This window comes from Micromonospora sp. NPDC001898, assembly GCF_042891255.1.
Taxonomy (GTDB): Bacteria; Actinomycetota; Actinomycetes; order Mycobacteriales; family Micromonosporaceae; genus Micromonospora.
On sequence record NZ_JBIATC010000013.1, the window covers coordinates 135134 to 159683 of the forward strand.

A 24550-nucleotide genomic window follows, 5' to 3' on the forward strand; every position below is an offset into this window, starting at 1 on the left:
TCCGGCCGGGCCGCACCCGTGGGTCGTCCGGTCAGCCGCCGAGGCTCGCGGCGCCCGCGGCGATCGCGGAGGCGAAGTAGCTCACCTGGGTGTAGACGCCCGGGTAGTTGGGGCGGGCACAGCCGTTGCCCCAGCTGACGATGCCGACCTGGATCCAGGCGTTGCTGGCGTCCCGGCGGAACATCGGGCCGCCCGAGTCACCCTGGCAGGTGTCGGTGCCGCCGCTGGCATAGCCGGCGCAGATCTCCTCGGCCGGGATGATGTCGCCGCCGTAGTTGGAGTTGCAGACGGAGTCGCTGACGAACGGCACGGTGGCCTTGAGCAGGTAGCGCTGCTGCCCACCGCCCTCCCGCGCCGCGCCCCAGCCGGCGACGGTGAAGGTGCCGCTGTCGTACGCGCCGCTGGTGGCGATCGGCAGGGTGGCCAGGGTGGTGACCGGGGTGGCCAGCCGGATCAGCGCCCAGTCCTTGCCCGCGCCGTTGTAGCCCGGGGCGCGGTAGACGTAGTTCGACCGGACGGTGATCCGGCTGCTGGACTGCAGGTCGACCGCGCCGAGCGTGGCCGTGATGCTGGTGTTGGTGCCCGTGGAGCCCACGCAGTGCGCGGCGGTGAGGACCAGCCGCGGGCTGTAGAGCGCCCCGCCGCAGCCCATCGAGAGCCGCACCATGAACGGGAACTCGCCCTGGGTGGCCGGGGTGCCGCCGACGACGTTGGGGGTGATCGTGTCGTCGGGCGCCGCGGCGGCGGGTGCGGTGAGGGTGAGGCTGCTCGCGGTCACCGCGACGAGCGCGGCGGCCAACAGGCCGGTGAGGGTGCGCCAGCGAACCATATGTTCCTCCGCATCGGAAGACCGGCGCGCCGGTGGACGCACCGTGTTCGAGATGACGGAAATTCTATTGATGGATATGGATTTCTGATCATCCTCTCCGGGTCATACGACGGCGCTATCCACCCGTCGGGCCAGGTCCTCCGGCGGGCGGCGCGACCGGGCCGTCCGCGCCGTCCGGGCCGGCCCGGGCACTGCGGGCGCCACTCAGCCGGCGCCGAAGCAGACGAAGGCGGCGGCCGTGGCCGCGGCGGAGCCGTCGCCGGTGGCCACGAACGCGGCCTGGGCGTCGGCGAGGGCTCGGGCCGGCCGGACGCCGGCGCGCATTCGCCGGTGCAGGTCCAGCATGAGCGCGGTGGTGAGGTCGGCCGGCACCGGCAACACGGTCGCCACCAGGCACCGGGTGCCCAGCGCCAGCAGCACGGCGGTGAAGCCGAGGACCTCGTCGCCGGGGCGCACCCCGGACAGCCCCGAGTCGCACGCGGAGAGCACCACGCAGCCCGGCGGGCGGGGCAGCCGTTCCAACTCGTACGCGAGCAGCGGCCCGTCGGCCAGCTCCAGGCCGGAGAAGAGCGGGTTGTCGGCCCGGAACGTGCCGTGCGCGGCGATGTGGGCCAACCCGGCGCCGTCCAGCGCGGCGGTCAACGCGTCGGCGGTGGCGTCCGCCCCGGCGAGCAGCCGGGAGCCGGGCAGTTCGCGGGCGAGCAGCCCGACCTCGGTCCGCGCGGCCGGCAGGCGCGGGCCCGCCGCCAGCACCGGCGCGCCGTCGGGCGCCACCCGGCCGTCCGCGCGCAGCCAGGCCGTGGCCGACGGGGCCACCGTCACCGGGCGCCCGGCGCAGGTCGGCAGGCCGGACCACGGGACCGCGTGCAGCGCCGCCGTCGGAACGAGCACCAGGGGGCGGTCGCCCAGCCGCCGGCGCAGCGGGTCGAACAGCTGCCGGTCCAGCACCGCCGCGGCGTGCCCGACGCCGGCGCGGGCGGCCGCGGTGTCGCCGGTGGTGACCAGCCGGCGCAGACCGAAGCGATGCCGCCGGGCCTGCTCCACCGCCTCGGCGAGCGGACCGAGGTCGTGCAGGCTGGCCCGGCCGTCGCGGACCAGCACCGCCCGCAGGTGGTTTCCGTGCGCCACCAGTTCCACCAGCACGCGCGGGCCGAGCCGGGCGGCGAGCGCCGCGACGCCCGGCGGGGCCGTGACGTCGCCGCCGCCGGGCACGCGCCGGGCCAGGTCCCGGATGCGCTGTTCGAGCCGGGCCTGTCGGCCCCGCAGCGCGTGCGTCGGCCGGCCCGCGAGCAGGGTGTCCTCCAACAGGCTGCTGACCAGGCGCAGCTCGCTGAGCGCCGCGACCAGGTCCGGATCCTCGGGCGGCAGCGCCGGGCGGGTACGCAGGGCGTTGGCCCGCCACCGCTCCGCCCAGGCCAGGACCCGGCCGGGGGCGCCGGACCGGACCGCGAGGTCCAGTCCCTCGGCGGCCAACTGCTGCCCGTACGCTCCGCTGTGCGCCCGCAGCTCGGTGGCGCCGAGCGAGGCCCGGTGGCTGTCCAGCACGGCCAGTCCGCGCCGCAGCGCCCGGGCGGCGGAGCGGTCGTCCCCGGCGAGCCGACGCGCCAGCGCCAGGGCGTACCACCCCTGGGCCCGGCCCGGCGCGGTGCCCCGCCGACGGGCCCGCGCCGCCCGGCCCAGCAGGGTCGCCGCCCTCTCCGTGCGGCCGAGCGCGGCGGCCAGCCGGCCGGCGTCGATCCGGGTGGTCAGCGCCGGGCCGGGCCAGCCGGTGGCGTCGAGCTGGTCGGCGGTACGCACCAGCGCGGTGAGCAGCGCCGCCGAGCGGGTGCCGCGACGGAACTCGGCGCGCAGTTCGACGTGCCGGGCGAAGGCGGCCCAGGTGCGGCGGCCCTGGCGGCGGAAGCGGACCCGCGCCCGGGCGGCGGCGTCGGTGGCGGTGTCCAGGTCCCCGGCGAGCAGCGCGGCGCGGGCCTGGGCCAGCAGCGCCTCGGCCAGGTCGGAGGCCATCCCCCGGCGGCCCAGCTCCCGCACGGCCGCCCCGGCCACCTCGACCGCCTCGTCGAGCAGCGGCACCGACAGCAGCAGCTCGAACCGGTCGAGCAGCAGCGCCGGCCGCGGTACCGCCAGCCGCCGGTACTCCTGCTCGACCTCGGCGAAGCAGCGCAGCGCGCCCACGGTGTCGCCGCGCTGGCCCGCCGCGATGCCCAGGTTCCAGCGGGCGTCGGCGGCGGCGAGTTCCAGCCCGAGCCGCTGGAAGATCGCCGCCGACCGGGCGAGGTCGTCGTCGCGGCCCCGGCCGGTGCCCCGGTGGGCGTTGAGCAGGCCGCGGTTGTTGCGGGCCCGGGCCTCCAGCAGCGGGTCGTCCTCGCGCTGGGCGATCTCGACGGCGAGGGAGTAGTCGCGCACCGCCTCGTCGTAGCGGCCCCGGTAGTGCAGCACCACGCCCCGCTGCATCCGGGCACGCCCGGCGTCGGCCCCGGTGAGGGGGGGCAGGGCGGCGGTCACCGCGCGCAGGGCCGCGCCGGTGCGGCCGGCGTTGGCCAGCACGTAGCCGAGACTCATCCGGGCCAGCGCGCGGGTCCGGGGCGTCACGGCGACCCGCACCGCCCGGCGCAGGTGACGCAGCGCGCCGGGCAGGTCGTTGAGCTCCCGCAGGGCCAGGCCGACGGCCCGCTCGGCGGTGGAGCGCTCGTCGCCGGTGCCGGCGCGGCCGGCGGCGAGCACCCGCTGCGCGAGGGTGATCGCCTCGCGGGGATAGCGCTGCACCGCGTCGAGCGCGGCCTGGGCCGCCCCGGCACCGGAACCGGCGCTGTCGGCCATGCCGATCAGCGTTCCCGATGAACCGTCCAGCGTCAATGCGGATGGGCAGGTGGGAATTCCACGGATCGGGCGACCATTCACGTCATTGACATTCAACAATGGTTTGGAAGAATCGAGCACGCCCGGTATGCGTTGTGGCGACCGCACCGGGGACACCGCCGACCGCGCCACCGCAACCGCCTGGAGGACCGGTGCCGCCTGACCTCCCCCGCACGCCGCAGCCGGCTGGCCGGCTGTCCCGTCGGCGGCTGCTGGCACTCGGCGCGCTCGCCGCGGCGGCGCCCCTGGGCAGCTCGCTGCGACCGGCCGCCGCCGCCGGCGACACCGGCGACGACGACGCGTACCAGCGCGCCTTCTCCGACGCCCTGGCCGCCGACCCGAACGTCCGCCGGCACACCGTCGTGGGCCGGGAGTTCCTCTACCGCCCCCGGCAGTTGCTCGCGTCCAATGCCGACGCCCAACGGGTCACCGCCTGGCTGCGCTCGCGCGGGCACCAGGTGACCGTCGGCGCCGGCTTCGCCGGGGTCACGCGGCTGCTGTTCGGCAAGGAGACCGACATCCCCACGGTGGTGACGACGCTGCGCAACCCCCAGCAGTGGCCGGGCCAGCCGGTCCCGGCGGTACAGCCGCACCACGTGCTGCTGGGCCTGGGCAACATCATGGGTAACCCGGGCAGCCCGCCCCAGGCCGTGGCCGCGCTGGCCCCGCCGGACCCGGCCCGGCTCGGCGAGGGCGCCGGGGTGACCGTCGGCGTCTGCGACACCGGGATCTGGCAACAGGCCGGCGCGTACCACCCCCAGTGGCTCGGTGGCAGCTACCTCCCGGAGCCGGACGACGAGGACGCGCTCTACGTCTCCGGGACCGTGCTGGCCGCGCAGGGTGGCCACGGTACCTTCGTCGCCGGGGTGGTCCGGCAGGCCGCGCCGGGAGTCAAGGTCGACCCGGAGCAGGCGCTGAACCCCACCGGCGTCGGCGACGAGGCGATGCTGGTGTCCGCCATGTCCCGCCTCGGGCCGCAGGTCTCCATCGTGAACCTGTCCCTGGGCGGCTTCACCCAGGACGACCTGCCCCCGCTGCCCCTGGTCAACGCCGTGGCCGCGCTGCCGGCGCAGACCGCCGTGGTGGCCGCCGCCGGCAACGCCGGCACCAGCCGCCCGGCCTGGCCGGCCGCCCTGGGCCGGGTGCTCGGCGTGGCCGCGGTGAGCCGGGCCGGCACCGGCATCGTGCCGGCGGCGTACAGCGGTTTCGGCACGTGGACCGATGCCTGCGCGGTCGGCGAGCGCGACAGCACGTACGTCGTGGGCCAGCTGCCGCTGCCGGGGCGGCCGACCAGGGTGTTCCACGGCTTCGCCGGGTGGTCCGGCACCTCGTTCGCCACGGCGTACGTCTCCGGCCGGCTGGCGGCCATGATGGTCGCCGGGGGCCTGAGCGCCGACGCGGCCCGGATCGCGCTGCTCGCGAGCCCCCGCTGGCACCCCGACTACGGGGTGCTGGTCTCGTGAGACCCGGCCCGGACGGCGAAGGGGCCCGCCGGTGAGCGACCCGACCGCCACCGGCCTGGTCGTCGCCGCCGCCGGTGGGGACGAGGCAGCCTGGACCGAGCTGGTCCGCCGCTACACCCCGCTGGTGGTGTCGGTGATCCGGGCACACGGGATGAGCCGCGCCGACGCCGCCGACGTCAACCAGACCGTCTGGCTGCGCCTGGTGGAGCGGCTGGACCAGGTGCGGGACCCGCAGGCGCTGGCCGCCTGGCTGGCCACCACCGCCCGGCGGGAGTGCTACCGGCTGTCCCGCCTCAGCCGGCGCAGTCAGCCGGTCGACCCGCACGACGACGCGCTCGACGCCCGGCACGGGCCGCCGGTGGACGTGGCGGCGCCGGACGAGGGGCTGCTGCGGGCCGAGCGCGGCCAGGCGCTGCGGGAGGGCTTCGCCCAGCTCCCGCCCCGCTGCCAGGAGCTGCTGGCCCTGCTGACGGCCGATCCCCCGGTCAGCTACCGGGAGATCGGCGAACGACTCGGGATGCCGGTCGGTAGCATCGGCCCCACTCAGGGCCGTTGTCTACACAAGCTGCGTAACTGCCCGGCGCTCGCCCCGTTCCTCGGGGCCCGCCGCGGCCCCAACAGGAACGGGGGTGACCGCGATGGCGCCGTGGCCGCCGGTCGATGACGATGCCCTGACCGTGGAGCTGGGCGCGGCGCTGTGGGACGCCGGGCCCGTCCCCGAGGAGTTCCTGACCGCCGCGCGGGCGGCGTTCGCCTGGCGGACCGTGGACGCCGAGTTGGCGGTCGCCGAGCTGACGTTCGACTCGGCGTGCGACGCCGAGCCTGCCGGGCTCACCCGCTCGGGTGGCGCGGCGCGGACCCTGTCCTTCCGCAGCGGCGCCGTGGTGCTGGAGATCGAGGTGAGCGACGCCGGCATCGTCGGCCAGCTCTCCCCGGCCCGCGGCGGCCGGGTCACCGCCCGGACGGCCACCGGCCAGTACGACGAGTCGCCGGTCGACGAGGTGGGCTTCTTCTCGCTGGGTGCTCCCCCGGCCGGCCCGGTCCGGCTCGCCGCCCGCGCCGACGGGTACGCGGTGGCCACCGACTGGGTCAGCCTGGGCTGAGGCCGGCCGGCCTGTCCACGCCGGCGGCGTCCTTCCCTCGGATCCGACATCGCGAGCGGCGCGCGGCCGCCGCCCGCCCACCGCCGCCCGGGGACGCGCCCGTGCGCCACCCGTCCGGGACAGCGCCGGCCCGCACACCGATGTCCGGGACACGCGGCCGGGCCCGTCGCCACCCGAAGCGGCGGTCCGACGCTGTCCCGGACGGTGCCGGACAGTGGCCTGAACAGCCAGGACAACCGGGCAGGTGTCCTGGACAACGACGTGCCTTGTCAGTCTCCCGACCGCCTCTACAGGGTGGAGGCAGCCGCGCCACACGGCCCGCCCGGCCCTGCAGCCGGGTGCCAACGTTGCGGCACTGCGCCGCAGACGAATCGGGGGATTCGATGGTCACGGCACACCAGCCGCGCCCGACACACCGATCGATGGAAGGAACAGACGCCGACGGACGGCCGCCGGGCATCCGGGGATACCGGCGCTTCGGCCGCCATCCCGACCGCCCGAAGGACTACCTCGCGGTTCCCACCGACGCCGTGACCCTCGTCGCCGAGTTCGCCCCGGCCGGGCTCGGGGACGGGACCACGGCCGATCCGGGCTCGTTCGCCTACACCGTCTACGGCCTGCACACCCGGCCCCGGCAACGGGTACGCGGGATCCGGCCGTACACCCTGGAGATCGCCCTCGAGCCGTGGGCGGCGTTCACCCTTCTCGGCGTGCCGATGCACGAATTGGCAGACGTCGCCACCGACCTGGCCGACCTGCCCGGCGTGCCGACGGTCGTCCTCACCGCCGCGATCAGCACGGCGCCCGACTGGCAGCGGCGCCTCCACGGCCTCGACCAGGCCCTCGGCCGCTGGCTGGACCGGGGGCCCCGGTGCTACCCGTACGTGCTCCGCGCCTGGCAGCTTCTCACCGGCAGCGGCGGCACGGCGTCCGTCTCCGGCCTGGCCACCTCGATCAACTGCAGCACCCGGAACCTGGAGCGCGGCTTCCGCCAGCAGATCGGGCTGTCGCCGAAGACGGCGGGGCGGGTCGTGCGGTTCCAGCGGGCGCTCCGGCTGCTGGTCGGGGGCAGCCCCGCGGCCGAGGTCGCCGCAGTGTGCGGCTACTACGACCAGCCACACCTCACCCGTGAGTTCTCCCGCATGACCGATCGCAGCATTTCGCGGTACCTCCTCGAACGCGGCGCCGACCCGGGTTTCGCCCGGCCCTGACGGCGCACGCCGCCCCGGCAGCCGGTCGGGTTTTTCCAAGACGATCGATGCCGCCGTGCATGAAGGTTATCCACATAACCGGCACCTGGGCTCTACAGCCCGAAATCACCACGGAGGTGAACATGTACCGACAGATCGAAGCGCTGGGCGGCAGGCTCCTCGGCCTCTTCGTCCCTCGGGTCGAGGCGGCTGCGGCGACGACGGCGGCCTGCAAGTCCTGGCCCGCCTGCTGGCAGTGCAACAAGGCGTACGGAGGCAACTGCTCCTACAACGCCCCGTGCTCGACGTGTAACAACGGCGGCTCCTACAGCTGCTTCTGCTGATCGCGCGGGCCGTGCCGGCGGGCTCTGCGATCCGCCGGCACGGCCCACCCGGGCACCGGTACGCCTCCGGGCCCGGCCCATCCGTCCCACGGCTCAGGAGGTTCGGTGCAGTACCTGACGATCGGGATCCGGTTCCTGCTCGGCACGGTCTTCCTGGTCTCCTCGTTGAGCAAGGTCACCGGTCGCGGGGCGTTCGAGACCTTCGCCGCGTCGATCCGCGACCTGGGGCTGGCGCCCACCCGCACCGTACGACCCCTCGCCGGCACCGTGGTCGCGGTCGAGTTCGCCGTCTGGACGCTGCTGGCTGTTCCGCTGCCCGTGACCGGCGTGGCCGGCCTGCTGGTGGCGGCGGCGCTGCTCCTGGTGTTCAGCGCGGGCATCGCGGTCTCGCTACGGCGGGGCACCCGGACCGCCTGCCGCTGCTTCGGCGCTTCCACCGTCGCCCTCGGTCTCCCCCACGTGGTCCGCAACGCCGTCCTCGCCGCCCTCGCGGCAGCCGCCGCGCCGGCCACGCTGGAACCGACGCCGACGCACCTCGGCGGAGCCGCACTGGCCGCCGTCGCCGGCACGGTCCTGGGACTCCTGGTGGCGGCCGGGGACGACATTGCCGAACTGCTCCACCCGATGTCCCCGGCCCCCGACCTTCGCCGCGGGCCGCAACCGCACAGAAGGGGTACCAAGAATGCCGGTACTGGTCGCGGCCCTCACCCTCGTCGGGCTGATCGCCACCGTGAACCTGCTGCTCAGCATGGGCATCATCAAGCGACTCCGCGAGCACACTGAACTGCTCGGCAACCTCGGCGGAGGGCCGGCGTCCCTGGTCGCCGGCGAGGCGGTCGGTGAGTTCAGCACCGTCACCGTGGACGACCGGCCGCTCGACCGGGAGTCGCTGACCGGCGAGACGGTCGTCGGATTCTTCTCACCGACCTGCCAACCGTGCAAGGAGAAGCTGCCGACCTTCATCGACTACGCGCGGACCCGGACCGGTGGTGACCGGCGGGCGCTGGCGGTGGTGGTCGGGGACGCCGAACAGGCCGCGGACTTCGTCAGCCGGCTCTCCCCGGTCGTCCGGGTGGTGCTCGAGAACCCGGACGGCCCGATGAGCCTCGCGTTCAAGACGCGGGCGTTCCCCACCGTGCTCGCGGTGGCACCGGACGACGACGGCCGGCTCGTCGTCACCGACGACCACTTCGCCCTAGACCAGCCAGCCGCCCTGGTATGAGCGGGCGAACCGACCGGGCGGCGACCGGGCCGACCAGGGCCGCGCGGGGCATCCGTCCCGCCTGGGCGCTGGCGGCCCGGACCGCCCCCGGAACCCTGACGGTGTACGTGGTGGTGATGCTGGCCGGCGGGGCGCTGCCGGTCCTCGCCGCGTGGCTGACGAAGCTCATCCTGGACGGGCTGGTCGGGGGCGGCCCGCGCGGTGGACTCGGTGGGCTCGGTGGGCTCGCGCTCGGGCTCGCCGGGGCCGGCGCGCTCGCCGCAGTGACGCCGCAACTGACCACGTACCTGCGGGCGGAGCTGGACCGGTCGGTCGGGCTGGTGGCCCAGGACCGGCTCTTCGCGGCGGTGGACGACTTCGCGGGGCTGAGGCGCTTCGAGGACCCCGGGTTTCTCGACCGGCTCCGCCTGGCCCAGCAGGCCGCCGGAGGGACACCCGGCCAGATCGTCGACGGCGTGCTCGGTGGTGTCCGCAGCGCGATCACGGTGGTCGGCTTCCTCGGCTCCCTGTACGTCCTCAGCCCGCTGCTGACGCTCGTCGTGCTGGGAGCCGGCGTGCCGGTCCTGGTGGCCGAGATCGCGCTGTCACGTCGACGGGCCCGGATGTTCTGGACCGTGGGCGGCATCGAACGGCGCGAGTTCTTCTACAGCGACCTGCTGTCCAGCGCCGAGGCGGCCAAGGAGATCCGGCTGTTCGGCACGGGCGGGTACCTGCGCGGCCGGATGATCGCCGAGCGGCGTGCCGCCAACGCCGCGAAGCGGGCCGTCGACCGGCGCGAGAGCTGGATCCAGTCCGGCCTCGGCCTGCTCGCGGCGCTGGTGGCCGGCGGTGGCCTGCTGTGGGCGGTGGCCGCCGCGCATGCGGGCAGGCTGTCGGTCGGCGACCTGACCGTCCTCGTCGCCGGCGTGGCCGGGGTGCAGGGCGCGCTCACCGCCCTGGCGGGCGAGGTGGCGCGGGCGCACCAGGCGCTGCTCGTCTTCGAGCACTACACGGCGGTGACCGGGGCCGGCAACGACCTGGTCGCCGCCACGCCGCCGCGTCCGCTGCCGCCGCTTCGTCACGGCATCGAGGTGCGGGACGTGTGGTTCCGCTACTCGGAGGAGCACCCATGGGTGCTCCGGGGCGTCGACCTGTGGATCCCGGCAGGCCGGTCGGTCGCGCTGGTGGGGCTCAACGGCGCCGGCAAGTCCACCCTGGTCAAGCTGCTGTGTCGGTTCTACGACCCGACCCGCGGCGCGGTCCTCTGGGATGGTGTGGACCTGCGGGAGTTCGACGTGACGCACCTGAGGCAGCGCATCGGCGCGGTGTTCCAGGACTACATGCGCTACGACCTGACCGCGACGGACAACATCGGCCTCGGTGACCTGGCGTTGCGCGAACAGCACGACCGGGTGCGGGTCGCCGCCGAGCGCGCCGGCATCCACGACGAGGTCGCGGCCCTGCCGCAGGGGTACGACACCATGCTGTCCCGCATCTTCTTCTCGGAGCGGGACAGGGAGGACCAGACGACCGGTACCGTCCTCTCCGGCGGCCAGTGGCAACGCCTCGCCCTGGCCCGGGCGTTCCTGCGCGACCAGCGTGACCTGATGGTCCTCGACGAGCCGTCGTCCGGGCTCGACGCCGAGGCCGAGCACGGGATCCACACCTCGCTGCGCCGGCATCGCAGAGGGCGGACGAGTCTGCTCATCTCGCACCGGCTCGGTGCGGTGCGGGACGCCGACGTGATCGTCGTGCTCCGCGACGGGCGGGTGGTGGAGCAGGCGGACCACGTCACGCTGATGGCGACCGGCGGGGAGTACGCCCGGCTGTTCACCCTCCAGGCCGCCGGCTACCAGGCGTCGGCCGTGGGCAGGGAGGAGGCATGACCGGCGGGCAGACCCACCAGCTCCGACCCCGGCCGCCCACCGCCACGGACGCCCGCCGCATCCGTCGCCGGATCAGGTGGCGACGGGCGACGCCCGGACTCGCCGCCGGCGGGCTCGGCGCCGTCGTCGCACTCGGGGCGCTGGAAACACCGTGGGCGGCCCTCCCCGGCGGCCTGTTCGCGGTCGCGCTGGTCGGGGCCGGTTCGGTCGCGCTGCGGCGGCACTTCGTCGCCGTCACGGTGCGCGGCACGAGCATGCTTCCCGCCTACGGCGACGGCGACCGGGTCCTGGTACGCCGGGCCGGGACACCCGCCGTGGGACAGGTGGTGGTGATCGAACGGCCCGCGCACGGCTGGCGTCTGCCACCGCTGCCCCGAGGCGCCTCGGCGGCGGTGATCGCCAACCGGATCTGGATGATCAAGAGGGTCGCCGCGGTGGCCGGGGATCCGATGCCGACTGGCCTGCCGGCACCGCCGGACGGGTCTGGGGGGCGCAGCGTGCCCCGGGACCGGCTGGTGCTGCTCGGCGACAATCGCGCGGACAGTGTGGACTCGCGGCAGCTGGGCCTCTTCCCGACGGAACGCGTCCTCGGCGCGGTGCTGTCGGGCGGCCGGAACCCGCTCCGGGGGTGACGCGAGCCGGGACATGACCGGATACCGGGGCCCCCAGCAGCTGGTATCTGTCAGATCGCCGACGGCGTCGAATCGGTCATGATCTATATGCTTGGGACGTGACGACAGCCGGAGCGGACCTTCGGCCGGACCAGGCAGGCACGACGGCCGAGTTCCTCGCGTTGCTGCGGGAACTCAAGGACCGGTCCGGCCACACCTACCGGGAGCTGGAACGGCGGGCGGCAGCACGCGGCGACGTCCTGCCCCGGAGCACCACCGCCGCCGCCCTGCGCGGCAACTCCCCGCCACGCGCCGAGTTGCTCGATGCCCTGGTGCGGGCGTGTGGGGCAGAGGAACACCTGCGACAGTGGCGGTGCGCACGGGACCGGCTCGACGCGGCCGGGGAGCAACCGGGTCAACCCGTGCCGCCCGGAAAACCGCCACCGGGTCCGCCCGCGCCCCCCGCCGGTGACCGGCCCGACCCGGCCCCGGACGACGGCCCGACCGCGACCACGGATGGTCGCTCCGGCGGCTACACCCGCCGTCGTACACCGGCGGCCCGGTGGTGGCCGGCGGGACGTTGGTTCCCTCCGCCGTTGGTCACGCCACTACTGGCGAGCCTGCTGGCCATCGGTGTCGGAGCGCTGCTGGCGACGACGTCGGCCCGGGACACATGGCCCGACCCGACGGCAATCACGGGCCGGGCGTCGACCGGCACGGCCGTCCGGCAGGCCCCGCCGCTGCCCACGAACCTCCTCCGGGAGGTCCGGATCCGCCCCGTCACCGCACCCGACCTGTGCCTGACGGACGGCCGTGTCCTGGACCGCCGGTACACCCCCTTGGTGGCGGTGCAGCGGTCGTGCGGCGAGGTGTGGCCGCAGACGACCGTGCTCCAGCCGACCGAAGACGGGACCTACCGCATCAGGTGGGACCACCCCGACTACGGTCCGGGCTGTCTGGTGGGCTTGACCGCGGGGCCCGGCGCCGGGCTCCTGGAGCCCTGGGACGACTGCGTACGCGGCAGCCGCTTCCGGATCGAGCCGTCGGGTTCGTACGACAGCAACACCTACGTCCTCCGCCTTCCGGGCCAGGGGTGTGTGGGCATCAGCGACTCCGGCACCACGGTGGGGACCGAGGCGGTGCTGGGACGCTGCGTGGGCAGAGGCGGCCAGGTCTTCCGCATCGAGCCGGCGCCCCCTCCCGGCACCGGATGACGCCGGGTTTCCACCCGGTGGCACCTGCCGGCGCTCCGCCCGCGAAGGCTAGACCGACTGGAGGGCGCGCCAGGCGATGTTGTTGTTGTACCGGACGTTGGCCTGTAGGTCCGGGGTGAGCAGCGGCAACGGGTCGTCCGGGGACTCCCACACGGCAAGCAACGAGAAGATCCCGGGGCCGGGTACGGCGCCCCACGCAACGACCACGGTCGTGGCCCCCGGCGGCACGACGACGGGCACCGTCGCGACCCAGGTCAGGTCCGTCGGCCAAGCCATCCCACCGCCCGGGGACGTGCGGTAGATCCGCAGCGCCCCGCTGTCGATGCCCGAGCCGTACGGCCCGGGGTTGCGCAGCGTGACGGAGATGTAATTGGTCACGCCGACGATCGCGTTCCCGCTGGTCGCGCACGGCGGTACCATCGGGCAGACCTTGTTGTCGGGGCTGGCCCAGATCGGGTTGTACATGTGCGGCTGGAGGCCGACGTCCGTGGCGACGTCCCGCATCCAGACGTCGGTGACGGCCATGACCCGGTCCGGCTTCACAGCCGGTGGAGCGGCGGTGGCGGTGGCGGCCAACAGGCTCGCCAGGGCCGTGCCGGCGAGCAGGGCCACCGCCACGCGGCGGGCACGGCTACCCAGAAAAGCCATGACAACTGTCTCCCATCGACGGAGGTGACCGGCCCGGGGGTTTTCCGGCCCCGCGCCGGCGTGGTCATGCCTTCAGGAGCCGGCCGACCGACCGCAGATACCGACACCGGGGGTGGCGGTTGTCCAGATGACGCCAGGCCGGATCAATCAGACGCCGGGGCCGGAGGCCCACCCGTGAACGGGTTGATCGAGTTGAGGTCGCGCCAGGCGATGTTGTTGTTGTTCCGGACGTTGGTCAGAATGTCGGCGGTCAGGAACGGCAACGGGTCGTTCGGGGACTCCCACACGGCCAGCAGGGAGAAGTGGCCGGGGCCGGGGACGCCGCCCCACGGAACGCTCACCGTCGTGACGCCCGGTGCGGCGACGACGCTCACCGCCGCCACCGGCAGCCAGCCCATCGGCCAGGCCAGGCTGCCGCCGGGGGTCGTGCGGTAGAACCGCAGCACCCCGCTGTCGATGCCCGAGCCGTACGGGCCGGGGTTGCGCAGCGTGACGGAGATGTAGTTGGTCACGCCGACGATCGCGTTCCCGCTGGTCGCGCACTCCACCGCCGTCGGGCAGATCTTGACGTCGGGGCTGGCCCAGATCGGGCTGCCCGAGTGCGGCTGGAGACCGACGTCCGTGGCGACGTCCCGCATCCAGACGTCGGTGACGGCCATGACCCGGTCCGGCTTCACAGCCGGTGGAGCGGCGGTGGCGGTGGCGGCCAACAGGCTCGCCAGGGCCGTGCCGGCGAGCAGGGCCACCGCCACGCGGCGGGCACGGCTACCCAGAAAAGCCATGACAACTGTCTCCCATCGACGGAGGTGACCGGCCCGGGGGTTTTCCGGCCCCGCGTCGGTGTGGTCATGGCTTCAGGAGCCGGAGCGGCGAGCGGAGATACCGTCGCGGGCACCGGTCTTTGACAGATGACGCCAGGCCGGATCAATCAGACCTCGTCAAGGCGACAGCTCGGCCACCGGGGCTGCCGGCCCAGGCGCGCGGGCATGCCGGCGACCCGCCGCCACACCCGCGCCACCCGTCAGCCCTGCCGGGGAAAGGCGGGGGCCGGCGACGGCGACCACGGCCAGGGCACGTCGCGGAAGGCGGCCTCGACCAGCAGGGCCTCGACGGCCCGCAGGAACCGCTCGGCGCGCTCCGGCGGCAGGTAGCGGGTGTCCACGGTGATCGCCAGCTCGACCGCGCCGGGTGCGTCGATGACCTGGAGGCGGCAGCGCCAGGCGAACCGGTCCAGCTCCTCCAGCCAGCGGAACGTGCTGCGGCCCGCCGCCGCCCGAAGGGCAGCCTCGTCCGGGCCGACCGGTTCGGGGTCGGTGGCGTGCGGCAACCGGATGTCGTTGAGGTAGCAGAACGGGGCCAGGGCGGTGCGGTAGTCGAGCCCCCGCTCGGCGAACGCGCGATCCAGCTCGGCCGGGTCGTAGTAGGCGTGCCGGTACGCGTCCAGCGACGCCCCACGGGCGCGGGAGAGCAACTCGGCGAACCCAGGCCGGTCGGCCAGGTCGAGCCGGCAGAGCCCGATCTGGTTGAGCTTGCTGATCGCGACGTCGTACTCGGGCTGGAACCGGTTGTTCGCCATGGTGAACACGCCACAGACGTCCCCGCCGTTGTCGGCGGTGAGCACGGCGGCGGTCGCCGCGAGCAGGGCTGAGGCGTTGCTGACGCCGTGCCGGGCGGCGACGAGCCGGGCCGCGTGATGCACTGCCTCGGAAACCAGCGAGCCCCGACGGTACCGGGGGTTGAGCCCGGGTCCTACCTGGTCGAACAGGCCCACCGTGAGGCCGGGGAACTGTCGCGTCCAGTACGCCACCGCCCGGTCGCCGCGACGCCGTTCCCCGTCCCGCTCCCGCTCGGCCACGTCGAGGGACTGCGGTCCGGGCGGGGTGGGCAGCGAACCGCGCAGCACGAGCATCCGCAGGTCCCGCAGCACGGTCTCGGTGGCGTGGAAGTCCACGGTGGAGTGACTGAATACCAGCACGACCCGCCGTACCCGGTCGTCCACGGTGACCAGCGCGGCCCGCATCGGCCACTCGGCGGCGTGGTCGAAGCGGGGGGCGCCCAGCCGGTCGGCCAGGGCCGCGGCGGCGGTCCGGCCGTCGGGATCGACCACGGCGTCCGGGACCGGGTGTACCAGGACGGGCAGCCGGCCCGCCGGGGCGGCGGACTGGTACAACTCGCCGTCGACGGAGCACACCCGGGTACGCAGCGACTCGTGCCGGTCCACCAGGGCCGCGACGGCCCGCACGGCCCGCGCCACGTCGACGTCGGCCCGCCGGGAGACGGCCAGGACGCGGCGCAGGTTCAGCACGCTGTGGCTCGGGGACTCGAACTCCTCGACGGCCCGCCACATCGCCCGTTGGCCCCAGGTGAGCGGGCCGGTCCCGACCCGGCCGCCCGCGAACCGGGCGTACGCCACCTCCTCGCCGGCTTCGGCACGGAGCACCACGGGCGGCCCCGCCGCCACCACCGGAGCCGCCGACGGGACCGCCGACGGCCAGGACACCTCGGCGAATGCCGCTTCCACCAGCAGTTCCTCCAGCTCGCGCAGGAACGGTTCGACCGTGTCGACCGCGACGTGACGGGTGTCGACGGTGAGGGTCAACCCCACCCCGCCCGGCTCGTCGACCACGTGGGTCAGCAGGTGCCAGGACGCCCGGTCCAGCCCCCTGGCCCAGGAGAAGCCGGTGCGCGCCATGGCGGCCCGCAGGTCGCGACGGGTCACCTCCGGCGCGGCAACCGCGGTGCCGGCGGGCAGCCGGACATCGTTGAAATAGTAGTGCGGCAGGAATGCGGTCGCGTAGTCGCGGTCGGCGTCGACGAAACCCCGGCGCAGCGCGGAGGGGTCGTAGAAGGCGTTCCGCAGGCCGTTCAGCGACGCCTGCCAGACGCGGGACAGCAGCAGCGGGAACGCGGGGCGGTCCGCCACGTCCACAACGCCGAACCCGATCTGCCCGAGGTTCGCTACCGCGTTCGCGTACCTGGCGGGGAACCGGTTGTGCGCCATCGGGAACAGGCCGCAGCGGTCCCGCCCGGACCGGGCGGCGGCCAGCGCCGTCACGCCGGCGAGCAGCACCGCCGAGGTGCTGACCCGGTGCCGGGCGGCGATCGCCCGGGCCGCCAGGTCGACGGCCGAGGAGACCAGCACTCCCCGGCGCAGCCGGGGGGTGAGCCCGGGGCCGCCCGGCGGCAGCGGCTCGGTGGGCAGCCCCGCGAACTCCCGCAGCCAGTACGCCACGGCCCGCTCTGAGCGGCGTCCCTCGGCGCCGTGCTGGAGCCTGGCCACGTCCACCGACTGAGGCCCGGGCGGGGTGTCGATCCGCCCGCGCAGCAGGAGCAGCCGCAGGTCCCGCAGGACCACCTCTGCGGCATGGGCGTCGACGGTCGAGTGGCTGAAGACCAGCACGACCTGCCGTACCCGGCCGTCCACGGTGACCAGGGCGACCCGCACCGGCCACTCCCGCGCATGGTCGAACGCCACGCCGCCGAGACGGTCCGCGGCGTCCCGGGCGTCCCGCGCGCCGTCACCGGTGCCGGCGAGCACCAGCAGCGGCAGGTGCCCGGTGGCGGCGGTCTCCTGGCGGTGCTCGCCGTCGACCGTGCGGACCCGGGTGCGCAGCGACCCATGCCGGCCGACCAGCGCGCCGAGCGCCCGGGTGGCGCGCTCGGTGTCGGCGCCGGCCCGGGCGGAGACCGGCACCGTGCGACGCAGGTTGAGGAAGTGGTGGTTGGAGCCGTGTCGGGCGTTCGCCCGCCAGGTCACCTGCTGGGCCCAGGTCAGCGGCGCCGTGCCGGCGTCGGCACCGGAAAAGGGCGCGTGAACCAGCATCTCGTCCGCCCATTCGGCGGGCACCACGGCATCGGCAAATCGCATCCCCGACCGTACGACGGGCCGTGCCGCCCGGGGTCGGTCGATCGGATTCTCCACCGTGGACCGATCAGACGACGCGATGCCCCGTTTGCAGCATGCAGACTACGGGCTCCTGTCCGACACCGGTGTGAAGGCTTCCGCGTGACGAATCTCGACCTACCGACGCGGGCCATCCCCCTCCCGTCGCCCGCGACGCCGCCCGACATCGCCGCGGGACCGGCGCTGTCGTTCGGTCAGGAGCGGATCTGGTTCACCGAGCAGCTGACGCCCGGCACCGCCGCGTACCTCGTCTGGTCGACGACCCGGCTGCGCGGGCCCCTGGAGATCGAACTGCTGTCTGCTGCCTTGGACGGCACCGCCGCCCGGCACGACAGCCTGCGCATGCGCTTCGCCGAGAACGCCGACGGCGAGCCAGTGGTGGAGGTGCTGCCCGAGGTGCGGGTGCCGGTCACCGTCACCGGCGCGAGCTCGCTGGCGGAGGCCCACGAGCTGGTGGCCGCGTCCGTGCGTACCCCGTTCGACCTCGGCGCCGCTCCCCTGCTGCGGGCGACGGTGGTCCGCCTGGGCGCGGACGACCACGTCCTGCATTTGGCCATGCACCACATCGTCAGCGACGGCTGGTCGCTGGACCTGCTGTTGGGCGAGGTGGCGGCCGGCTACGCCGCGCTGCGCGACGGCGGGCCGGCGCCGGCGGCCCCGACGACGGGGTACGTCGACTACGCCGCCTGGCAGCGGATCCGCCTCGACGGCCCGGCGACCGGGGACGGGTTCGCCTACTGGGCCGGGGCGCTGGCCGGCGTGCCGCCGCTGGAGCTGCCCACCGACCGGCCGCGACCGGCCGTGCAGTCGTACGCCGGCGGCACCCACCGGTTCGCCGTCGACGCCGACCTGACCGACGGGCTGCGCCGGCTGAGCCGGGCGCACCGGGCCACCCTCTACATGACCCTGCTCACCGGCCTGCAGGCGGTGCTGTTCCGGCACAGCGGGCAGCGGGACTTCGCGATCGGATCCCCCGTCGCCGGCCGGGTGGTGCCGGAGCTGGAGAACCTGATCGGCCTGTTCGTCAACACCCTCGCGCTGCGGGTCGACCTCTCCCCGGTGGGCGCGAGCGTCGACTCACCCGGCACGGAGCCCAGCTTCGCGGCGCTGCTGCGGCGCACCCGTGGCACCGTGGTGAAGGGCCTGGCCCACCAGGAGATCCCGTTCGAGCGGCTGGTCCGGGAGCTGAACGTGCCCCGGGACGTCAGCCGCTCCCCGGTGTTCCAGGTGCTGTTCACCCTGCAGAACTACGCCCGCACGGGCGGCCGGTGGCCGGCGGGGCTGAGCACCGAGAGCCTGGGCACGGACGCCGCCGCCGCCCGCTTCGACCTGTCGCTGTACGTCAGCGAGACCGCCGACGGGCTGCGCGGGATGTTCGTCTACAACACTGACCTGTTCGACGCGGACACGATCGCCAGGCTGGCCGCGAGCCTCGACACGCTGCTGCGCGCGGCGGTCGCGCAGCCGGACCTGCCGGTGGTCGACCTGGACCTGCTCGGTCCCGCCGAGCGGGACCAGGTGCTGGCGCTGGCCCGGCCCGACCAGGACGAGGCCGGCCGCGCCGAGCCCGGGGCCGGTGGGGCCGGGGCCGGCGGCCCGGGGGTCACCGGGGCGGCGGTCACCCTCGCCGATCTGATCGCCCCGCACGTCGACGCGACCCCCGACGCCCCCGCCGTGGTGTGCGGCGCGGACGCGGTGACCTACCGGGAACTGGACCGGCGGGCCAACCGGCTGGCGCACTGGCTGCGCGGGCGCGGCGTCGGCCCGGACGCGCTGGTCGGGGTGCTGCTGGAGCAGTCGGTCGAGCTGGCCGTGGCGCTGCTCGGCGTGCTGCGGGCCGGCGGGGCGTACCTGCCGCTGGATCCGGAGCAGCCGCCGGCCCGGCTGGGCCTGATGCTCGCCGACGCCCGGCCGGCGGTGGTGCTCACCAGCGCCGAGCTGCGCGACCGGCTGCCCGAAGGGGTCGAGGCAACCGCCCTGGACGCCGTGACCGCGGAGGTCGCCGCCGGGCCCGACACGCCGCCGCCCACCGGCGCGACCGGCGGGAACCTGGCGTACGTCATCTACACCTCCGGCTCCACCGGCACCCCGAAGGGGGTGGCGGTGGCGCACCGGCAGGTGCTGCGCTACCTCGACGGGGTGGCCGACCGGTTCGCCGTCGTCCCGGCCGCCCGGTACGCGCTGATGCAGTCCATGTCGTTCGACTTCGCCGTCACCGTCTTCTACCTGGCGCTGGCCACCGGCGGGACCGTGCACCTGGTGCAGCGCCGGTGCACGGGGGCGGAGCTGGCCGAGCAGCTGCGCGCCCATCGGATCGACTACCTGAAAATCACCCCGTCGCACCTGGCGGCGCTGGCCGCCGACACCGGTCCGGGCGACCTGCTGCCGGCCCGCGGGCTGATCCTCGGCGGCGAGGCGTCCGACCTGGAGCGGATCGTGCCGCTGGCCGCCGCCGGCGGGGCCCGGGTGTTCAACCACTACGGTCCCACCGAGGCCACCGTCGGCGTCGCCACGTACGAGGTGGGCGCCGGCGGGCCCGCCACCGGCCCGGTGCCGACGGGCCGGCCGCTGCCGCACGCCCGGGTGTACCTGCTCGACGAGCGGATGCGGCCGGTGCCCGTCGGGGTGCCCGGCGAGCTGTACCTGGGCGGGGACCGCCTCGCCCGCGGCTACCTCAACCGGCCCGGCCTGACCGCCGAGCGGTTCGTGCCCGACCCGTACGGCCCGCCGGGCGCACGCCTCTACCGCACCGGGGACCTGGGCCGGTGGCGCGCCGACGGGCAGTTGGTGTTCCTCGGCCGCCGCGACCACCAGGTGAAGATCCGCGGGTACCGGGTGGAGCTGGGCGAGGTCGAGGCCGCGCTGCGGGACTGCCCGGGGGTGTGTCAGGCGGCGGTGCTGCTACGCGACGACCGGCTGGTGGCGTACCTGGAGCCGACGCCCGGGGCGCAGCCGCCGGATGTGGCCGGGCTGCGCCGGCTCCTGGCCGACCGGCTGCCCGAGCACATGGTGCCCGGCCGCTGGGTGGTGCTGGACCGGCTGCCGTTGCAGGAGCACGGCAAGGTCGACCGGCGGGCGCTGCCGGAGCCGACCGACGAACTCCCCGCCGGGGAGCGGGTGCCGCCGGTCGGGCCCGTGGAGACGCTGATCGCCGGGATCTGGCAGGCCGTGCTCGGGGTGGCCGAGGTGGGTGCCACCGACGACTTCTTCGACCTCGGCGGGCACTCGCTGTTGGCCACCCAGGTGGTGGCCCGGCTGCGCCGGGAGCTGCCGAGCGTCGACGGCGGCGCGACGGGCACGGTCAGCGTGATGGACCTGTTCCGGCACCGGACCGTCCGCGAGCTGGCCGTCCTGGCGACCGGCGGCGGGGCCGGGCCGGACGGGCTGCTGCACGAGCTGACCCCGCCGATGGCCGCCGCGGACCGGGTCGCCACGCTGGTCTGCGTCCCGTACGGCGGCGGCAGCGCCGTGGTGTACCAGCCGCTGGCCGACGCGCTGCCGGCCGGGTACCGGCTGCTGTCGGTGGCCATGCCGGGCCACGACATCGGTCTGGCCGACGACCCGGCGCCGGTCGAGGAGGTCGCCGCCGACGTCGCCGCCGAGATCCTGTCCCGGGTGGAGGGCCCGCTGGTGCTGTACGGGCACTGCGGCCCCGGCGGGGCCCTCGCCGTGGAGGTGGCCCGGCTGCTGGAGGCCGCCGGCCGGGAGTTGGAGGCGGTGTACCTCGGCGCGGTGTTCCCGTTCGGCCGGCCGGCCGACGGGCTGCTCGGGCCGCTGCTGCGGCTGCGCCTGGCCGAGCGGATGCGCAGCGACCGGATCTACCGGACCTGGTTGCAGGCGCAGGGCACGTCCGTCGGCTCCCTCGACCCGAACGAGGTGGCGTTCCTGATCCGGGCGATGCGCCACGACGCCCGGGTCTCCGAGGAGTACTTCACCGAGCTGATGCGCCAGCGGGTGACCCCGCTGCGGGCGCCGGTGGTCTCGGTGGTCGGCGAGCGGGACCGCAGCACCGACTATCACAGTGAGCGGTTCCGGGAGTGGCACTTCCTCACCGACCGCACCGCGCTCGCGGTGATCGACGAGGGCGGGCACTACTTCCTGAAGTACCGGGCCGGCGAGCTGGCCGAGATCGTCACGACCGTGCACCGGCAGGTCGACTCGCCCGTCCCACCCGCACCGCCCGCCGGGCTGGCCGGGGCCTCCGGACGGACCGGGACCGCCGACCCGACCGGCCCTGAGCCGGCCGGCGGGGCGGTCGGGCCGGAGCCCGCATGGGAACTGGTCGCCGTCTCCCGCCAGCCGGCCGGGCCACCCGGCACGCCGGACGCCCCGACCGCCGGGCCGGCGACGGCGCCGGAGCCGAGCATGCGCCGCTTCGGGCTGGTCGCGGCCGGGCAGGTCGTCTCCGGCATGGGCACCGCGCTGACCAACTTCGCGATCCCCCTGTGGATCTACCTGGAGACCGGGTCGCTGGCCCGGTTCGCCCTGTTCGCGGTGCTCGGCCTGCTACCCGGCCTGCTGGTGGCCCCGCTGGCCGGCGCTCTGATCGACCGGACCAGCCGGCGGCGGGTACTGCTGGCGGCGGGCGTCGCCGCCGGGGGCGCGAACGCGGTGCTGGCCGCCCTGGTGCTGGCCGACCGGGCGCAGGTGTGGCACTTCTACCCGCTGGTGGCCTGGCTGTCGGTGGCGCTGGCCTTCCAACGCCTCGCGTTCGTCTCGGCGGTGCCGCAGCTGGTGCCCAAGCGCTTCCTCGGCCACGCCAACGGGGTGACCCAGACCGCGATGGGCCTGACCCAGTTCACCGTCCCGCTGGTCGCGGTCGCCCTGCTGGACGCGGTCGGGCTGCGCGGCATCCTGCTCATCGACGTGGCGTCGTACGTGTTCGCGATCGGGGTGCTGGGGCTCATCAGGTTCCCCCGAACCCTGGCCCTGCAACGCCGGGAGGGCCTCGGCGAGGAGATGGTCGCCGGGCTGCGCTACGCGCTACGCCGCCGGGAGTTCCGCGCCATGCTGACCTTCTTCGCCGCCCTGAACCTGTTCCTGTTCCCGGCGCTGTACCTGCTCTCCCCGCTGGTGCTCGGCTTCGCCGACCTGGACCAGGTGGCGCGGATCGCGCTGACCGGCGGCGTCGGCGCGGCCGTGGGCGGCCTGGTGATGCTGGTCTGGGGCGGCCCGAGCCGCCGCCGGATGCGGGCGGTGCTGCTGGGCACCCTGGGCATCGCGGTGGCCGCCGTGCTGACCGGGCTGCGGCCGGACCCGCTGCTGGTCGGCGCGGGCGCGTTCGGCATGTACCTGTCGCTGGGCATCGTCAACGGCGTCTACAACACGATCATCCAGACCAAGGTGCCGCCGCGCTTCCACGGCCGGGTGTTCGCGCTCAACCAGATGATCGCCTGGTCGACCATGCCCCTCGGCTGGGGCCTCATCGCCCCGTTCGCCGCGAAGGTGACCGAGCCGCTGCTGCTGCCCGGCGGCGCGCTGGCCGGCACGGTCGGCGCGGTGATCGGCGTCGGCCCCGGCCGGGGCCACGGCCTGCTGTACGTCGTGTTCGGGGTGTGCATCGCGCTGACCGCGCTGGTCGCGCTGGCCACGCCGGTGCTGTCCCGGTTCGACGACGAGGTGCCCGACGCGCCGCCGGACGACCTCGTCGGCATCGAGGAACGCCAGGCCCGCGCCACCGTCGACGTCGGGGGGACGAAAGCCCGCGCCACCGTCACCGGCGGTGGCCGGGAGCGCCGGGCCGAGGTCGCCGGGACCGGGGGTGGACGGCGGTGACCGCGACGACGAGCGGCCCACCGGCCGCCCGGACGGTGCCGGAGCTGCTGGCGTGGCGCACCGGCCTGCACCCGGACCGGGTCGCGGTGGAGGTGGCCGGGGTGGCCGCGCTGACCTTCGCCCAGTGGTCCGCCGGCACGACCGCCGTCGCCGCCGGGCTGCGCCGCCGGGGGTTGCGCCCCGGCGACCGGGTCGGGCTGGTGTTCGGCGCCCGCGACTGGACCCGGTTCGCCGTGGCGTACTGCGGGGTGCTGCGGGCCGGCGGGGTCGCGGTGCCGCTGTCGGACCGGCTCGCCGCCGGGCAGCTCGGCCACGCGCTGACCCACTGCGCGGCCGCCGCCGTCGTGCACGGCGACGACACCGCCGCGCCGCACGCCCCCGCCGGGCTGCCGGTGTGGCGGGCCGGCGACCTGGCCGCCGGGCCCGCGACCGACGCCGACCTGCCGACGGTACGCCCCGGCGACCTCGCGCAGATCCTCTACACCTCCGGCACCACCGGCCGCCCGAAGGGCGTCGGGGCGAGCCACGCCAACCTGACCGTCGGCGTGTCGACGAACCCGCGGCGGCTGGCGCTGGGCCATTCGCAGCGGTTCCTGCACGCGTTCCCCATCGGCACCAACGCCGGGCAGACCATGCTGTTCAACGCGCTGACCGCGAAGGCCGGCGCGCTGACCCTGCCCGCGTTCACCCCGGTCCGGTTCGCCCGGCTGGTCGAGACCCCGGGCACGGGGACGCTGTTCGTCGTCCCGTCGATGGCGATCGAGCTGCTCGACTCGGGGGCGCTGCGGGGCCGCGACCTGGCCGGCGTACACCTGATCGGGTCGACCGCGGCGGCGCTGCCGCCGGCGGTGGCGGCCCGGCTCGCCGAGGCGTTCCCGCAGGCCACCATCGTCAACTACTACACCTCCACCGAGGCGGCACCGGCCCAGACCACGATGATCTACGACCCGGCGCGTCGGGACGCGGTGGGCCGCCCGGTCGGCGGGCAGCTACGCGTCGCCGACGCCGACGGCGCCCCGCTGCCGCCCGGGACGACCGGTGACGTGTGGCTGCGGGCCCCGTACCCCCGCGCCTACTACCGCGACGAGGTCGCCAACCGGGCCACCTTCCGCGACGGGTGGGTGCGGATGGGCGACGTCGGGCGGATCGACGCCGACGGCTTCCTCTACCTCACCGACCGGCACCAGGACGTCATCAAGTCCGGCGCGTTCAAGATCTCCTCCCTCGAGGTGGAGGCGGCGCTGCACGAGCACCCCCTGGTCGCCGAGGCGGCCGTGGTCGGCGTGCCGCACCCGGTGCTCGGGTCGGCGGTCGCCGCCGCCGTGGTGCCCCGGCCGCAGGCCGTCACCGACGGGCTGACCCTGCCGGTGCTGCGCGGCTTCCTCGCCGACCGGCTCGCCGACCACCAGCTTCCCGCCCGGCTGCTGCTGCTCGACGGCCTGCCCCGCAACGAGGGCGGCAAGGTGCTCAAGCGGCAGCTCGCCGGCCTGTTCGACAACTGACCACCAGCACGGGACCGCGAT

17 protein-coding genes are annotated in these 24550 nt (G+C 75.2%); 12 read left to right on the forward strand and 5 right to left on the reverse strand.

From position 1 onward, the window contains the following. Positions 1 to 31: 31 nt before the first annotated feature. Both ACFYZF_RS23825 and ACFYZF_RS23830 read right to left on the reverse strand, forming a co-directional pair. On the reverse strand, positions 32 to 829 hold the full coding sequence (locus ACFYZF_RS23825; RefSeq protein WP_387024194.1) for a S1 family peptidase: 798 nt from the start codon (positions 827 to 829) through the stop codon (positions 32 to 34). A 204-nt stretch (positions 830 to 1033) separates the two neighbouring features. Next, a complete protein-coding gene (locus ACFYZF_RS23830; protein WP_387024196.1) occupies positions 1034 to 3649 on the reverse strand; it encodes a CHAT domain-containing protein in 2616 nt (871 codons plus the stop codon). A 191-nt stretch (positions 3650 to 3840) separates the two neighbouring features. Between ACFYZF_RS23830 and ACFYZF_RS23835 the strand changes: the two genes are divergently transcribed. The 10 genes from ACFYZF_RS23835 to ACFYZF_RS23880 all read left to right on the forward strand — a co-directional run bounded on the left by ACFYZF_RS23835 (position 3841) and on the right by ACFYZF_RS23880 (position 12700). Next, entirely contained in the window at positions 3841 to 5151 is a 1311-nt protein-coding gene (locus ACFYZF_RS23835) for a S8/S53 family peptidase (RefSeq protein WP_387024198.1), read from the forward strand. A gap of 31 nt (positions 5152 to 5182) precedes the next feature. Then, positions 5183 to 5815 (forward strand): RNA polymerase sigma factor, encoded by a 633-nt coding sequence (locus tag ACFYZF_RS23840; protein WP_387024200.1) that lies wholly within the window; start codon positions 5183 to 5185, stop codon positions 5813 to 5815. Then, a complete protein-coding gene (locus ACFYZF_RS23845) occupies positions 5790 to 6254 on the forward strand; it encodes a hypothetical protein (RefSeq protein WP_387024260.1) in 465 nt (154 codons plus the stop codon). Before ACFYZF_RS23840 ends, ACFYZF_RS23845 begins: the two co-directional genes overlap by 26 nt. 422 nt (positions 6255 to 6676) lie before the next feature. Beyond that, positions 6677 to 7465 (forward strand): helix-turn-helix domain-containing protein, encoded by a 789-nt coding sequence (locus ACFYZF_RS23850; protein ID WP_387024201.1) that lies wholly within the window; start codon positions 6677 to 6679, stop codon positions 7463 to 7465. A gap of 122 nt (positions 7466 to 7587) precedes the next feature. Beyond that, positions 7588 to 7788, forward strand: coding sequence for a hypothetical protein (locus tag ACFYZF_RS23855; protein ID WP_387024203.1), 201 nt, complete (start codon positions 7588 to 7590; stop codon positions 7786 to 7788). Between the two features lie 105 nt (positions 7789 to 7893). Next, a complete protein-coding gene (locus ACFYZF_RS23860; RefSeq protein WP_387024205.1) occupies positions 7894 to 8571 on the forward strand; it encodes a MauE/DoxX family redox-associated membrane protein in 678 nt (225 codons plus the stop codon). Beyond that, positions 8471 to 9010 (forward strand): TlpA family protein disulfide reductase, encoded by a 540-nt coding sequence (locus tag ACFYZF_RS23865; protein WP_387024206.1) that lies wholly within the window; start codon positions 8471 to 8473, stop codon positions 9008 to 9010. The genes ACFYZF_RS23860 and ACFYZF_RS23865 overlap by 101 nt, the downstream gene beginning before the upstream one ends. Further along, positions 9007 to 10875, forward strand: a complete 1869-nt coding sequence (locus ACFYZF_RS23870) for an ABC transporter ATP-binding protein (RefSeq protein ID WP_387024208.1) — start codon at positions 9007 to 9009, stop codon at positions 10873 to 10875. The genes ACFYZF_RS23865 and ACFYZF_RS23870 overlap by 4 nt, the downstream gene beginning before the upstream one ends. Continuing rightward, positions 10872 to 11507 (forward strand): S26 family signal peptidase, encoded by a 636-nt coding sequence (locus ACFYZF_RS23875; protein ID WP_387024210.1) that lies wholly within the window; start codon positions 10872 to 10874, stop codon positions 11505 to 11507. The genes ACFYZF_RS23870 and ACFYZF_RS23875 overlap by 4 nt, the downstream gene beginning before the upstream one ends. A 98-nt stretch (positions 11508 to 11605) precedes the next feature. After that, on the forward strand, positions 11606 to 12700 hold the full coding sequence (locus ACFYZF_RS23880; protein WP_387024212.1) for an RICIN domain-containing protein: 1095 nt from the start codon (positions 11606 to 11608) through the stop codon (positions 12698 to 12700). Positions 12701 to 12748: 48 nt separating this feature from the next. Here the strand turns inward: ACFYZF_RS23880 and ACFYZF_RS23885 are convergent, their stop codons facing one another. From ACFYZF_RS23885 to ACFYZF_RS23895, 3 genes are all read right to left on the reverse strand, one after another. Then, positions 12749 to 13348, reverse strand: a complete 600-nt coding sequence (locus ACFYZF_RS23885) for a hypothetical protein (protein ID WP_387024214.1) — start codon at positions 13346 to 13348, stop codon at positions 12749 to 12751. A gap of 143 nt (positions 13349 to 13491) precedes the next feature. Next, entirely contained in the window at positions 13492 to 14130 is a 639-nt protein-coding gene (locus ACFYZF_RS23890) for a hypothetical protein (protein WP_387024216.1), read from the reverse strand. Between the two features lie 239 nt (positions 14131 to 14369). Then, positions 14370 to 17216 (reverse strand): condensation domain-containing protein, encoded by a 2847-nt coding sequence (locus ACFYZF_RS23895; RefSeq protein WP_387024218.1) that lies wholly within the window; start codon positions 17214 to 17216, stop codon positions 14370 to 14372. A 138-nt stretch (positions 17217 to 17354) separates the two neighbouring features. Here ACFYZF_RS23895 and ACFYZF_RS23900 point away from each other — a divergent pair, with 138 nt between their 5' ends. Both ACFYZF_RS23900 and ACFYZF_RS23905 read left to right on the forward strand, forming a co-directional pair. Beyond that, positions 17355 to 23027: an amino acid adenylation domain-containing protein gene (locus ACFYZF_RS23900; protein WP_387024220.1), complete on the forward strand. Its 5673-nt coding sequence runs from the start codon at positions 17355 to 17357 to the stop codon at positions 23025 to 23027. Continuing rightward, positions 23024 to 24529, forward strand: coding sequence for a class I adenylate-forming enzyme family protein (locus tag ACFYZF_RS23905; RefSeq protein ID WP_387024222.1), 1506 nt, complete (start codon positions 23024 to 23026; stop codon positions 24527 to 24529). Before ACFYZF_RS23900 ends, ACFYZF_RS23905 begins: the two co-directional genes overlap by 4 nt. Positions 24530 to 24550: the final 21 nt, after the last annotated feature.

What these genes read in the sequence shown, in the direction of transcription:
- ACFYZF_RS23825 (WP_387024194.1), bottom strand. Translation starts at nt 829, where the DNA reads ATGGTTCGCTGGCGCACCCTCACCGGCCTGTTGGCCGCCGCGCTCGTC.
- ACFYZF_RS23830 (WP_387024196.1), bottom strand. Translation starts at nt 3,649, where the DNA reads ATGGCCGACAGCGCCGGTTCCGGTGCCGGGGCGGCCCAGGCCGCGCTC.
- ACFYZF_RS23845 (WP_387024260.1), top strand. Translation starts at nt 5,790, where the DNA reads ATGGCGCCGTGGCCGCCGGTCGATGACGATGCCCTGACCGTGGAGCTG.
- ACFYZF_RS23850 (WP_387024201.1), top strand. Translation starts at nt 6,677, where the DNA reads ATGGAAGGAACAGACGCCGACGGACGGCCGCCGGGCATCCGGGGATAC.
- ACFYZF_RS23855 (WP_387024203.1), top strand. Translation starts at nt 7,588, where the DNA reads ATGTACCGACAGATCGAAGCGCTGGGCGGCAGGCTCCTCGGCCTCTTC.
- ACFYZF_RS23865 (WP_387024206.1), top strand. Translation starts at nt 8,471, where the DNA reads ATGCCGGTACTGGTCGCGGCCCTCACCCTCGTCGGGCTGATCGCCACC.
- ACFYZF_RS23870 (WP_387024208.1), top strand. Translation starts at nt 9,007, where the DNA reads ATGAGCGGGCGAACCGACCGGGCGGCGACCGGGCCGACCAGGGCCGCG.
- ACFYZF_RS23875 (WP_387024210.1), top strand. Translation starts at nt 10,872, where the DNA reads ATGACCGGCGGGCAGACCCACCAGCTCCGACCCCGGCCGCCCACCGCC.
- ACFYZF_RS23885 (WP_387024214.1), bottom strand. Translation starts at nt 13,348, where the DNA reads ATGGCTTTTCTGGGTAGCCGTGCCCGCCGCGTGGCGGTGGCCCTGCTC.
- ACFYZF_RS23890 (WP_387024216.1), bottom strand. Translation starts at nt 14,130, where the DNA reads ATGGCTTTTCTGGGTAGCCGTGCCCGCCGCGTGGCGGTGGCCCTGCTC.
- ACFYZF_RS23895 (WP_387024218.1), bottom strand. Translation starts at nt 17,216, where the DNA reads ATGCGATTTGCCGATGCCGTGGTGCCCGCCGAATGGGCGGACGAGATG.